The sequence below is a fragment of the Pseudomonas wadenswilerensis genome, assembly GCF_900497695.1.
Lineage (GTDB): Bacteria > Pseudomonadota > Gammaproteobacteria > Pseudomonadales > Pseudomonadaceae > Aquipseudomonas > Aquipseudomonas wadenswilerensis.
Genome location: NZ_UIDD01000013.1, coordinates 16,666 through 29,400 on the forward strand (window position 1 = coordinate 16,666; position 12,735 = coordinate 29,400).

Here is a 12,735-nt window from a genome sequence, read left to right on the forward strand (position 1 = left end):
TATCTCCCTGATCAAGTTGAGGCGTTACTTTACGGCTGTAACGGACTACCTTATAGATCCAAATAATGCACAAACGACTAGGACATGCCGAACACCTACCCGCCACTCGACCCACAGGCGGCGACGCCGATCTACCGTCAGCTCTACCTGCGCTTTCGCGATGCCATCAGTGCCGGACGCCTTCAGCCTGGCGAGCGTCTGCCGTCAGTCCGGGCCCTGGCAGCGGAACTCAACCTCGCGCGTGGGACGGTCGAGGCGGCTTACCAGATGCTTGGCGGTGAAGGCTATGTGCAAGCCCGAGGGCCGGCCGGTACGGTGGTAGCGCCCTTGCTCAGTACAACGCCGGTTGCTGTCGGTGTGCAGCGGCTCGAGCGGCCACCGACCGCTCCGGGTCCTTCCACACTTGTACCCATGCCTTTGCAGATTGGCTTGCCAGCGCTGGACGCATTCCCGCGCAAGCTGTGGACGCGCCTGGTCGGTCGCGCCTTGCGCCAGGGCGGCCTGGATGGTCTGGTGTACCCAGATCCTCAGGGGCACCTTGCACTGCGCAAGGCCCTGGCTATTTACCTGGGGGTGTCACGGGGGATTTCCTGCACAGCGGAACAAATTTTCATCTGCGCCGGGTACCGAGCCTGCCTCGACCTGATATGCCGCAGCCTGCTGCACGATGGCGATCGCTGCTGGTTCGAAGACCCGGGCTACTTCCAGGCCAGGCGCTTTCTTGAGCAAGCCCGGACGCAGTTGGTCCCGGTTCCGGTGGATGGCGACGGCCTGGATGTCGAAGCCGGTATGGCGTTGGCCCCGGACGCGCGCTTCGCCCTGGTCACTCCCCATCACCAGAGCCCCCTCGGGGCCACGCTCTCGCTGCCCCGGCGCCAACGCCTGCTGGAATGGGCCAGCAGCCAGGGCAGCTGGGTCATAGAGGACGACTACGACAGCGAATACCGCTACCGCGGCCGCCCGGTACCGGCACTGAAGAGCCTCGACACCCAGGGGCGGGTACTGTACTGCGCCACCTTCAGCAAAGTGCTGGCGCCAGGCCTGCGTCTGGCCTATCTGGTGGTTCCCCAGGCCCAGGTGGCGCGCTTCGCCACCGTGGTGGGGGACATGCAGAACCACTGCCCGCACCTGTTGCAGGCGACGGTGAGCGCCTTTATCGAAGAAGGGCACTTTGCCCGGCATTTGAGAAAAATGCGCGGCCTCTATGCCGACAGGCGCCGGTACCTGGTCGACGCCTTGCAGGCCGAGTTGGGCGAGCACCTGCAACTGGACAACAAGGCGGCGGGCATGCACCTGGTGGCGCATCTGAGCGGCGGGGGCGACGATTGCACGATCGCCAGGCGGGCGCGGGACCTTGGCCTGGCGATCGAACCCCTTTCTGGCTGGTATCGCGGGCCGGGGCAACGGCACGCTCTGTTGCTCGGCTTTACCAATGTCGCCAGCCGCGAACAGGCCGTTGCGCTGGCCAGGCAGTTACGCCTGGCGATGGACCTTTAACCGTGGCGGATGTCAGTTGCGATCCACCCACACGGTCTGCGCATTGCAGAACTCGCGCACACCGAAGTGCGACAGCTCACGGCCAAAGCCGCTTTTCTTCACGCCGCCGAAGGTCACGCGCGGGTCGCTGGCGCAGTAGCCGTTGATAAACACGCCGCCGGTGTCCAGCTCATCGGCCAGTTGCTCGGCCAGCGCGGCGTTGCTGGTGTAGATGGTCGAGGCCAGGCCGAACTCGCTGTCGTTGGCCAGTTCCAGGGCATGGCGGGGATCGCGGGCGCTGATGATCGAGGCCACCGGGCCGAACAGTTCCTGCTTGAACGAGGTCATCTGGTCGGTGACGTTGGCCAGCACGGTAGGCTGGTAGTAGTTACCGTTGCCTTCGGCCTTGCCACCGCCGAGCAGCAGCGTTGCGCCTTCGGCCAGGGTCGCCTGGACTTGCTGGTCAAGCTCCTCGCGCAGGTCGAAGCGCGCCATCGGGCCGATGTAGGTGTCGGCGGCGTGCGGATCGCCCATGACCAGGGCCCGGGTGGCCTCGACGAACTTGCGGGTGAATGCTTCGACCACGCCTTGCTCGACGATCAGGCGCTTGGCGGCGGCGCAGACCTGGCCGGTGTTCTGGTAGCGGCCGATCACCGCGGCTTTTACCGCTTCATCGAGGTTGGCATCGTTGAGCACGATGAACGGGTCGGAGCCACCCAGTTCCAGCACGCATTTTTTCAGCGCGGCACCGGCCTGGGCGCCGATGGCGGTGCCGGCCCGTACGCTGCCGGTCAGGGTCACGGCGGCGATGCGCGGGTCGGCAATGGCCTTGGAGACGCCGTCCGGAGTGACGTTGATCACCTCGAACACTCCTTCAGGGAAGCCGGCGCGCTTGAATGCATCGAGCAGCAGGTAGGCGCTGCCCATCACGTTCGGCGCGTGCTTGAGCACATAGGTGTTGCCGGCCAGCAGCGCCGGTACTGCACCGCGCAGCACCTGCCAGATCGGGAAGTTCCACGGCATCACCGCCAGCAGCGGGCCCAGCGGGCGGTATTCGATGCGCGCCTGGCCAGCAGGTACCTGGGCAGGCTCGGCCTGGAGCATGGCCGGGCCATTGGCCGCATACCATTCGCACAACTGGGCGCATTTCTCGATTTCGCCCTGGGCCTGGGCGACCGGCTTGCCCATTTCATCGGTGATCATCCGCGCCATGGCCACGATGTTGTCGCGCAGGGCGCCGGCCAGGGCCAGCAGCAGGTCGGTACGCGCCGCTACCGGCGTGCGGCGCCAGGCGGCAAAGCCGGTGGCGGCCCGGGCCAGGGCGGCATCCAGGACGGCAGCGCTTTCATAGGCGTAATGGCCGATCTGCTCGCCGCTGGCGGGGTTGATCGACAAAGCATGGGTCTGGAAGTTGATCGCGGTCATCACGGCGGTCCTGATGGGAGGAGAACGGCTTCAGACTACTGCGTTGTATCTTTGCCTGAAACTGAATAATACTGAGCAAAACATTCACGCAGAGAGAATGACGATGGACCTGGTGCAACTGGAGATGTTCAAGGCGGTGGCCGAGCAGGGCAGCATCAGTGCTGCGGCCCAGCACATCCACCGCGTGCCGTCGAACCTGACCACGCGGATCAAGCAACTGGAGCAGGAACTGGGTGCCGAGCTGTTCATCCGCGAGAAAAGCCGCTTGCGCCTGTCACCGGCGGGCTGGAATTTTCTCGACTATGCCCGGCGCATTCTCGACCTGGTGGCCGAGGCGCGGCTGACCGTGGCCGGTGACGAGCCGCAAGGCGCCTTCGCCCTCGGCTCGCTGGAAAGCACCGCCGCCGTGCGTATCCCGACGCTGCTGGCGGCTTACAACCAGGCCTACGCCAAGGTCGAGCTGGACCTGACCACCGGCCCGTCGGGGGCGATGATCGACGGTGTGCTGGCCGGGCGCCTGAGTGCCGCGTTCGTCGATGGCCCGGTGCTGCACCCGGCACTGGAGGGGGTACCGGTATTTGTCGAAGAGATGGTGCTGATCGCACCGCTGAACCATGCGCCGATTACCCGCGCCGCCGAGGTCAATGGCATGACCATTTACGCCTTTCGCGCCAATTGCTCGTACCGGCATCACTTCGAAAGCTGGTTTGCCCAGGACGAGGCGGTGCCGGGCAAGATCATTGAAATGGAGTCGTACCATGGCATGCTCGCCTGCGTCAGCGCCGGTGCCGGCCTGGCACTGATGCCGCGCAGCATGCTCGAAAGTATGCCCGGGTGCAGCACGGTGAGTGTCTGGCCGTTGTCGCAGCGCTTTCGTTACCTGCGCACCTGGCTGGTATGGCGGCGGGGTACGGTATCGCGCAGCTTGAGGACGTTTGTGCAGTTGCTGGAGGCACGCGGCGAGGTGCTCAAGGTCGAGGAGGCGCAGTGAAGTGTGCGGCGCCTGGATTTTCGAGCGCTGTGCGCTCGATCGCCGGCAAGGCCGACTCCCACAGGTTCGATGGCGCCAGGTTGTCCGCGCTGCGCACACCACGCAACTGATCCGCAAGCTGGGCATTGATCGCCACCAGCTTGGCAATGTTCTGCCGCGCCTTGAGCAATTCGGTGTTCAGGTACTCGGCTTCGTTGGTCATCAGCACCACCTGATGCTTCCACATTTCCACCAGGGTCGGTGAGTCCGGCGTGGCGAAGTCTTCATCGTAGTCGTTCATGATGGTTACTCGTTGTTGCTGTATGCATATACAGTAATCGATGTTTGCGACCTTTTGCCAGCCCAGCCGACAAACTGCAGGCGATGGACACCCGGGTGTGGCATTGTCAAATGCCGCACAGGTTCTACCGGGATGGACATGTCCGAACAGCGAACAGCCCCGCGCGACAGTGGCCTGGACCTGCTCAAGTGGCTGGCAATCATCACCATGGTCGCCGATCACCTGCGCTTTGTCTGGCCGGCCGAGCACTGGCTGTTTGTCGTTGGCCGCCTGGCGTTTCCCTGGTTCTGCCTGGCGATAGCCGCCAACGTTGCACGCAGCATGCCCGGGCAAGTGTTTAGCGCCGGCAATGTCCGGTATGTACGAGGGTTGGTGGTTTTCGCGCTGCTGTCGGAGTGGCCTTATCGCTGGCTCAATGGCCCTTCGCCGACGCTTAATGTCATGCCGACTTTGGCGTTGGGGTTGCTGATCGCCTGGGGGCTGCATCATCGCACCCGCGCGGCAGGCCTGTTGGCACTGGCAACGGCAGTGGCCGCGACGCTGGCGTCCGGTCGCTTGATGTACGGCGTGCCGGGTGTGTTGTTGCCTGGCGCTTTTCTTCTGGCCATGCGCTACCGGTCAGTGGCCTGGCTGCTGCCCGCCCTGTTGGCGCTGGCGGCGAACCTGACCGACCTGTGGCTTCGCGAGCATCCGCTGCACGCGATTGCGCTCATGGCCCTGGGCACCGCGTTTATATCTGCGCCGTTGGGGCTGATCGTGGTTCGGCTGAAATGGCAGGGGAACCTATGGCGGGTCGGCCGCTGGGGATACGGGTTCTATCCGTTGCATCTGGCGTTGATCAAACTGATTGCCGGCATTGACTATACTTGAGTTCAATGTACTGGCTCACCGGTCGATGTTGCGCGGATCCAGGTATATCGATCAGTGAGGGCTTGCTCAGGGCCCCAGGTATCGCAGCATGATGAACATTCACTGGGGCTACTTGTTGTTGGCAGCGATGCTGGTCGCTTCTGTCGGGGTACTGGCCTGGGGCGCTGCCGTGTCCCGGCGCCGTCGGCGCGAGGAGAGCATTGCTCGCCAGCATGACCGCGACAGCGATGAGTGACTAATGTGGGTACCTGGCCAGCACCGGCTGGGTCGTCAGGCCATGCACCACAATGCTCAATGCCACGATCGACAGGACCAGCCCCGTGCACTCCCGCGTAACGGATACCGGCAAGCCCAGGTTCAAGGTATAGAACAGGTAGTACAGGCTGCCGATGCCGCGAATCCCGAACCAGCCCGTCAGCAGCCGCTGCTGGCGATTGAGCAGCGTCCTCCAGGGTAGCAGGTACACAGCCAGCGGCCGGATTGCGGCAAACAGGATCAGCCCCACGGTCACCGCTCGCCAGTCCCAATGGCTCGCCAGGACGATGCCCAGCAGGGTCACCAGAAACACTTCCATCACCCGTTCCACCAGGTTACCGAAGGCCAGCATGTCGCCCATCATGATGCCGGCGGCCACTTCGCTGTCGTCCAGCGCCGCGGTATCGCCATGCACGGCCTGATCGGGTTCCAGGTGCTGGTGGCCGACTACGGGTTGCACCCGATGCTCGGCGGGCACCGAGGCGCTGCCGCTGGAGCTGACTTCGGCCTGACGCAGGCCGAGACCCGCGGCGAACACCGAGAGAAAGCCGTAACCCTCGATCATCTCCGCCCCCACGTACGCCAGGGCGATCAAGGCCAGGGTCAGGTAATCGTTGGGTGATACCGTGCTGTCTTCGTTGCGGATGCTCAAGGCCAGCGTCACCCGGCCAAGGCCACGGCCCATGGCGTAGCCGAGCATCAGGCCGGCGGGCACTGCCCAGAGCAGGTCGTACAGGGTCCAGTGCAGCAGCGTGGCGGCATTCAGTTCCCGCGGGCTGATCATCAGTAGCCCGAGCAGCACGAAAGGGAAGGCCACGCCATCATTGAGCCCGGCCTCACCGGAAAGGCCAAAGCGCACCGCGTCCACGTCCTGGGCATTGCTCACCTGCACCAGCGAAGCCAGCACCGGATCGGTAGGCGCCAGAATGGCCGCAATCAACAGTGCCACACCCCAGGGCAGGTCGAGCAACAGGTGCAACAGCAGGCACAGGCCGGCGATGGTCAACAGCATGACCGGGCCCGCCAGGCCAAAGGCAACGCGCCACAGGCGTCGGCTCAGGGCCAGGCGCAACTTGAGGCCGCTGACGAACAGTGAAAACAGCAGCGCGACTTCGGTCAGGTGCTCCATCCACGGCGCCGCTGCCACCAGGTCCAGTTGCAGCAGCCCAAGGCCCGAGGGGCCAATGGCGATGCCCAGCACCAGGCACACCGCCGAGGTGGTGACCGGCAACCAGCGCAGATAGGACGCGGCCAGGGCCAAGGCCAGCAGCACGACACCCAGTACGGCCATCCAGAGAATGAAACTCATCGCTGCGCCTCGAATGGCCGGACCCTTTCGTACAGCTTAGAGCGCTGCAGCCATACGAAATGTTCCTTTGGCCTGATGATTCCCGACCAGATGAGGGATATGGTGTGGGAGCCGGTAGCGGCCTTGCGACCAGTGACGTCTGAACGACAGGCAGGCTTCGGGGATCTTACTTATAGGAACCCGGCGAACAGTGCGGGGCAGAACCCCGTGGGGGTGCCAGATGAACCCAGCAGACAACTCTACCGAGCCGCAACCACGGCCCAGCCACCCGCGCTTTCTGTACTTTACCGACGACGGCACGACGCCGAACAGCCGTTTGCCGGTGCTGCTTTATCATTTGCCGATGAAGAAGGAGGCCGACAACGCAGGCTTCTTTGAAACCCTGTTCGCGCGCAACCGATGGACCCCACTGTGGCGGGCGGGCATCTTCGATTATCAGCATTACCACTCCAACGCCCATGAAGCCCTGGGTGTCGCCCAGGGCAATGCCCGGGTGATCCTCGGCGGGCCTAGCGGGCTCACCCTTGGCATTGGCCGTGGCGATGTTCTGGTGCTACCCGCTGGCACCGGCCACTGCTGCCTGGAGAGCAGCGAAGATTTCCTGGTGGTGGGGGCCTACCCGCAGGGCCAGGAGGCCTACGACATCCAGAGGCCCGCCAGCAGCAACCACGGGCCCAGCAAGGCGCGGATCGCCAGGGTGGCGATGCCGGATGGCGACCCGGTCACGGGCCGCGCCGGCATGCTCAACTCGGCATGGTCTGCCGCCAGCGCTCCTGAGGCTCGCTAGCCCATCCGGTCGATCTCCCGCACAAATGTATCTGTGCCCACCGAACCTGTGGGAGCGGGCTTGCCCCGTGATCGTAATCCAGGCAACACCTGAGCGGACAGGCAATTCAGGTTGCCGGGGCCGTCGGCTTGGCCAGCTCTATACCCGCCGCGCCCAACCGCTTGAGAATCTCGAACAGCAGGTCACTCTTGGTGGTGCCGACGATCCGCGGGCTGCTGACGTAGCCGGTCACCGTCAAGGTAATGCCGTCGGGCGTGAGTTTGCTGAAGCGCACGAACGGCGCAGGCTTGTCGAGGATGGTCTCGTGCTCGCAGTAGGTGTCGTAGAGCAGGGTCTGCACCTGCTCGGGGTCAATGTCCAGGGGGAACACCAGCTCCAGCGTCGCCACCCCCTGGGCGCTGCCGCCGAGGGTGACGTTGCGCAGGTTCTGCGAGATCAGCTGCGAGTTGGGCACGATGACGATGGAGCGGTCGCTCAGCTGGATTTCGGTGGCGCGCACGTTGATGCGGCGGATATCTCCCTCGACCCCGCTGATGCTGATCAGGTCGCCAACCTTGACCGGGCGCTCGGTGAGCAGGATCAGGCCGGAGACGAAGTTCTTGACGATTTCCTGCAGGCCGAAGCCGATCCCCACCGACAGGGCACTGACGATCCAGGCCAGGTTGGTCCATTTCACCCCCAGCGACGACAGGGTCAGGAGGATCACCAGGGCATAGCCGATGTTGGCGAACAGGGTGCTGAGCGAGGCGCACATGCCCGGGTCCATGTCGGTCTTGGGCAGGAACTCGTTGTCCAGCCAGCGGCGCAGGGTGCGGATCAGGTAAATGCCCAGTACCAGGGCCAATACGGCATTGAACAGGTGCCCGGGGATGATGTTGAACTGACGCAAACCGGCGCCGCCGAGAAACGCGACGATGTTGCTGATCAGTTGCCCCAGAGTGGTGCCGATGCCGCCGACGAACAGGGTGATGACCGCCAGCAGCAACAGCCCGGCGCGGCCGAAGCCGGAGATCAGCGTTTCGACCTGGTCCAGGCGCCGGTCACCGATGCCCAGCAGCTCTTTGAGCGCCTTGCCGCTGGCCTGGCGGGGCGAGAACACATACTCGCAGCCGTCCTTGAACACCTGCATCAGCAAGTAGAAACCGGCCAGCAGGATAAACACCCAGACCACCTCATAGGTGACGAAGCGCGCCAGCGACACATAGCCGGTGAGCAGGGCAATCACCGAGGTGACCATGGCGATGCTGGCAATGGTGTAGATCAGCCCGGCCATGGTCGACGCGGCTTCCGGCGCGTCCCCGGCGGCGGCCATCGCCCGGCGGGTAGTGCTGGTGCGCACCAGCAGGGCGATGATGAGGCCGGTGATCACCAGCGCGGCAATGCCTCGGCCAGCGATGACCAGCTGGTTGCTCATGCCGGCGGCATTGGAGATCTGCACCAGGGTCACCAGCACCAGCAAGGCACCGGCCAGCCAGCGGGCATAAGGCTGCAATGCCAGGGCCACCGGATCGGCGATATCCGGCAGGCGCCAGGAAGGATGCTGGGTCGACAGCAGCGCCCGGCTCAACCCGGTAATCAGCACACAGGTGTAGGCAAGTTTCTCGAACTCCTGGGAGAAGGTCGCCAGCATCGACGGCAACGGCAGGTGGCGGGTACAGGCGTAAAACAGCAGCTCCAGGGCAATGCCGGTGGCCAGCAGGGTCGCCAGCACCGAGGCCAGGGCCAGTGAACTGCGCCGCAGGCGGCCTTCGGGCACGCGGTTCATGCACGCCCAGGCCAGCCAGCGTTCCACCATCCGGCGGCCCAGGGTCCAGGTCAACAGGGCCAGCAACACCAGCACCACCGTGGAGAAACGCTGACCCGGCTGCCAGACGGCCCCGGCGGTCACGCCCAGCTCATTGAAGAACGCCTGCAAGCGTTGGCGGTCGTCAGGCGAAGGGTTGAGTACCGGCGACCAGAATGCAGGGTTGAGCAGGCTGTGGGTGCTCAGGGTCAGTTCGCTTTCGAGCATGCTGCGACGAATGCCGGAAATCTGCGTCAGCAGGTTGGTGGCGCTTTCCTTGAGCGTCTCCAGCGTTTTGAGGGTGGTATCAAGGGTGTTTTTTTGCTCGGTGAGTACCGTGCGTTGCGCGGCGATGTCCGACTTGCCCGGCACCAGGGCTTCAACCGGGGCCGGGCCGAGCACCTCCAGTTGCGCGCGCAGTTGTGCCTGCTCAGGCAGGAGCGCAGTGGACAGGCGGTCGATATCGACGATCAGCGCCTGCAGCCGGTCTTGTGGGCCTTCAAGCTGGTTGTAGTTGTTGGCCTGGGAAATCTGCTGCTTGAGGCTGTCCAGGCGCAGTTGCAAGGCTTGCAGGTCGTTCTGGGTCACCTTCACCGCAGGAACCGCAGCATTGGCCGTCGCAGGCGCTGGCGGTTCGGCTGCCTGCCCGAGGGCAAACGGCTGCAGCAGGGTAAGGGCAATGATGCCGATGATCTTCAAAGCATTGCGCATGGTAATGCCCTGTATGGTTGTTGATCTCCCAGCTTTTGAGGGTAGGCCATCAGCGGTTGATCGCGGGATCAATTTGCAGTCATCTGCACGTCAGGCAAAACCCTCATTGCCCTGGGAACCCGCGAGGTTTATGACGGGCAAGTGAAGTGGGTGGGGGCCTGGGGTGCCAGGACCAGGTGCAACGGTACAGGCTGTTGCCCATCAAGGGCAGGGGGCTCGAAACTCACCACCAACAGCGGCTGGCGCTCGGTCGTGCCGCCTGCCACTGCGTTGGTCATCCGGGCGTGGTTGGCTGCGATTTCATTGAGAGTAGACACGTTACATCTCCGGTGACCGAGCAAGGCTATTGCTGGCGTCCATAAGCGTTAGGTTGATTCGCCGTCGCGTCAGGATTACGTCGCTTCACGACGGCGAGCGCCAGCCTTTGCAATCCGTACGCCATCCTTGTCAATAAACGGGCAGGCGCTGCCGGTTTGCGATGAACGGAGGTGAGGCAGGGCATCGCTCATCGTTAACCTGAGTGTAACGATGAGCCATGTGCCCTGGGTGCTTAATGCACAGGATTGATGAACGGGCCACCTGTCATCTGGACGAAGAGCTTGCGGAACTCTTCATTTTCAGGGGTAAGGATCAACGCTTGACGCAGGAACTCAAGCCCTTCGCGAGCATTGTCCAGCTGGCAGCTGAGGGCGAAGGCCAGGTAGAGGTTATGGGGGTTGAAGAAGTCGAACGACAGCGCGACCTTGACCAGGTGCAGCGCACCTTCCAGGTCTTGCGCCTGAATCCGGGCATTGAGTTCATCGTTGAACTGACTGGACTCTTTGTATGTCAGGGCCGACAGGCCGACTTGCTTTCTCAATACAACAGTATGGCCATTGCCGACTTTCGTATCAGTCTCTTCGACGCCTTCGATCAACCAGTGCCCCAGCCCCACAGAGTTGATCAGGTTGATTGCCCGCAGCATGCTTTGCAACGAGAACACGTGGTAGTGGCCGCGCCAGTTGTATTCATCCATCTGGCTCATGTCGATGCGCTTTTCGTACGCATCGATCATGTGCTCAAGGGTGGTCAGCGCTCGAACCCGGTCATTGGGGTCGGCGTTTCTTTTCGGGAATATGCAAAAGAACACGCCGTCATTCTTTACCACCCGCGAGGCTTCGATGTAGGCCGCAAACAGGTTCGGCACATGTTCGATGACGTGCGAACTGATCAGGTAATCGAAGGTTTCGTCGGCGAACGGAATGTCGGTGAAGTCGCCCAGTGCGTCGATCCGGGCGGGCTCGGTCTGGTAGTTGGCCTGTTCGTTTGCGTAGAGCTTGAAGTCTTTCAGATCGAGCGGATACAGAAACGACTCGCCGTCACAAGGCCCCACATTGAGGCAGTCCGGCAAGTAGAAAGCATTATGGCTGCCGGCACCGATTTCCAGGCCGGAACCCTGACAATACTTGTTGGCCAACGCCATACCGTTCACGTTCATATCGACTCGTATTCCCTCTGAAAATAAATGCCAAACCGAGCATCTGGCCCACGCAACGAGGCTATCGGCAGGGATGGAAAATAGTTGAGCCATCCCCGCCGCCCGGCCTACAGAAACTTGATCGGATAATTGACGATCAAGCGGTTCTCATCAATGTCGTAGGTACTGAAGTCCCGGCGCAGGGTCGAATTGCGCCAGCGCACCGACAGGTCCTTGAGCGGGCCGCTTTGGAAAACGTAAGCCAGCTCCGACTCACGCCCCCATTCCTTGCCATGGTCGGTGGCGCTGGTGTGCACATGGTCACCGGACAGGTAGCGGTTCATCAGGGTCAGGCCCGGCACGCCCAGTACGACGAAGTCAAAGTCGTGACGCAGTTGCCACGAACGCTCGTGGGCACTGTCGTAGCTGGAGTTGTAGGTATCGTTCGCCAAAGGGTAGCCGGCCGTGCCGTTGACCCGCATCCAGCCGGTCTCGCCATATACCCGCTGCAAGCCCAGGGAGAAAGTCTGCCCGCCGGTTTTGGCGGAAAGCATCAAGGATGCGGTTTTATTGTCCATCTGCCCGGCTTTCGCCGAACCGTGTTCATCGCCAAGAAACAGACCCAGGTTGGCACCCAGCCGCCAGGTGCCGACGGCCTGGCTATGGATCACGTTCAGGTATTGCTGCTGGTAGATATCCTCAAGCTGGGCATACCAAAGGCCCACCTGCGTGGCCTTGTCATTGAACTGGTACTCGCCGCCGGCGAAGTTGAAACGGTCCGAAGTGGCGTCGGGGCGTCCGCTCATGAACAGGCGCTCCATGCTGGCGTCGTTACGCGGGCTGTTGCCGCGAAACTGGCCGGTATAGAGGGTCAGGTTCTCGATTTCCCGCGAGGTGATCTGCGCCCCGCGAAAGGTCTGTGGCAATGAGCGGCCGTCATCGGAGCGCAGGATAGGCAGCAGGGATGCCCATTCACCGACTTTCAGTTCAGTGGCCGAGTACTTGGCTTTGACCGCGACACCCAGGCGGCCGAAATCGTCTGCTGGCCTGCCGCCATCGTGTACAGGCAGCAGTTGCGTACCCGCCGTGCCGCGGCCGCCGTCCAGCTTGACCGAGTACAACCCCAGCAGGTCGACGCCAAAGCCCAGGCTGCCCTGGGTGAAGCCTGAGCGCAGATCGAAAATGAAGCTTTGCGTCCATTCTTCGGCCTTGCCCTGGGGGTAGGCGCGGTCGACGAAATTGCGGTTGTGGTAGAAATTGCGCAGGTTCAGCGATGCGCTGGTGTCGTCGACCAGGCCGGCTGCCGCCACCCCAAGCGAGGCCGTCGAGCACAGCAACAGGGTCGCAAGTTCTGGTGTTTTGCCGCGTACAAGGATTTTCATTATTGTTATT

The 12,735-nt window shown here is 62.9% G+C and carries 12 protein-coding genes; 5 read left to right on the forward strand and 7 right to left on the reverse strand.

Features of this window, described 5'->3' with window-relative positions:
* The first annotated feature begins 84 nt into the window (after positions 1-84).
* Positions 85-1,497, forward strand: coding sequence for a MocR-like pyridoxine biosynthesis transcription factor PdxR (gene pdxR / locus CCOS864_RS27455; RefSeq protein WP_115089541.1), 1,413 nt, complete (start codon positions 85-87; stop codon positions 1,495-1,497).
* 12 nt (positions 1,498-1,509) lie between these two features.
* On the opposite strand, the gene CCOS864_RS27460 is transcribed toward pdxR, so the two are convergent.
* The gene (locus CCOS864_RS27460) at positions 1,510-2,901 is read right to left on the reverse strand and encodes an aldehyde dehydrogenase family protein (RefSeq protein WP_115089542.1); all 1,392 of its coding nucleotides are present in this window, start codon (positions 2,899-2,901) and stop codon (positions 1,510-1,512) included.
* Between the two features lie 103 nt (positions 2,902-3,004).
* Here CCOS864_RS27460 and ptrR point away from each other — a divergent pair, with 103 nt between their 5' ends.
* Positions 3,005-3,892, forward strand: coding sequence for a putrescine utilization regulator PtrR (gene ptrR / locus CCOS864_RS27465; protein WP_115089543.1), 888 nt, complete (start codon positions 3,005-3,007; stop codon positions 3,890-3,892).
* Here the strand turns inward: ptrR and CCOS864_RS27470 are convergent.
* Positions 3,870-4,172: a hypothetical protein gene (locus CCOS864_RS27470; protein WP_115089544.1), complete on the reverse strand. Its 303-nt coding sequence runs from the start codon at positions 4,170-4,172 to the stop codon at positions 3,870-3,872. The two genes, ptrR and CCOS864_RS27470, sit on opposite strands and share 23 nt — an antisense overlap.
* 138 nt (positions 4,173-4,310) lie before the next feature.
* Between CCOS864_RS27470 and CCOS864_RS27475 the strand changes: the two genes are divergently transcribed.
* Positions 4,311-5,042, forward strand: a complete 732-nt coding sequence (locus tag CCOS864_RS27475; protein ID WP_325175825.1) for a TraX family protein — start codon at positions 4,311-4,313, stop codon at positions 5,040-5,042.
* An 88-nt stretch (positions 5,043-5,130) separates the two neighbouring features.
* The gene (locus CCOS864_RS28305) at positions 5,131-5,277 is read left to right on the forward strand and encodes a hypothetical protein (RefSeq protein ID WP_166675683.1); all 147 of its coding nucleotides are present in this window, start codon (positions 5,131-5,133) and stop codon (positions 5,275-5,277) included.
* Here the strand turns inward: CCOS864_RS28305 and CCOS864_RS27480 are convergent, their stop codons facing one another.
* Positions 5,278-6,606, reverse strand: coding sequence for a cation:proton antiporter (locus CCOS864_RS27480; RefSeq protein ID WP_115089546.1), 1,329 nt, complete (start codon positions 6,604-6,606; stop codon positions 5,278-5,280). It lies immediately after the preceding gene.
* A gap of 220 nt (positions 6,607-6,826) precedes the next feature.
* On the opposite strand from CCOS864_RS27480, the gene CCOS864_RS27485 reads away from it, so the two are divergent.
* Entirely contained in the window at positions 6,827-7,393 is a 567-nt protein-coding gene (locus tag CCOS864_RS27485; RefSeq protein ID WP_115089547.1) for a cupin domain-containing protein, read from the forward strand.
* Positions 7,394-7,499: 106 nt separating this feature from the next.
* Here CCOS864_RS27485 and CCOS864_RS27490 read toward each other — a convergent pair whose 3' ends face one another.
* The 4 genes from CCOS864_RS27490 to CCOS864_RS27505 all read right to left on the reverse strand — a co-directional run bounded on the left by CCOS864_RS27490 (position 7,500) and on the right by CCOS864_RS27505 (position 12,725).
* Positions 7,500-9,887, reverse strand: a complete 2,388-nt coding sequence (locus CCOS864_RS27490) for a DUF3772 domain-containing protein (protein ID WP_115089548.1) — start codon at positions 9,885-9,887, stop codon at positions 7,500-7,502.
* Positions 9,888-10,015: 128 nt separating this feature from the next.
* Positions 10,016-10,204 (reverse strand): hypothetical protein, encoded by a 189-nt coding sequence (locus CCOS864_RS27495; protein ID WP_115089549.1) that lies wholly within the window; start codon positions 10,202-10,204, stop codon positions 10,016-10,018.
* A 233-nt stretch (positions 10,205-10,437) separates the two neighbouring features.
* The gene (locus tag CCOS864_RS27500) at positions 10,438-11,349 is read right to left on the reverse strand and encodes a class I SAM-dependent methyltransferase (protein ID WP_115089624.1); all 912 of its coding nucleotides are present in this window, start codon (positions 11,347-11,349) and stop codon (positions 10,438-10,440) included.
* Positions 11,350-11,471: 122 nt separating this feature from the next.
* Positions 11,472-12,725, reverse strand: coding sequence for an OprD family porin (locus CCOS864_RS27505; RefSeq protein WP_115089550.1), 1,254 nt, complete (start codon positions 12,723-12,725; stop codon positions 11,472-11,474).
* Positions 12,726-12,735: the final 10 nt, after the last annotated feature.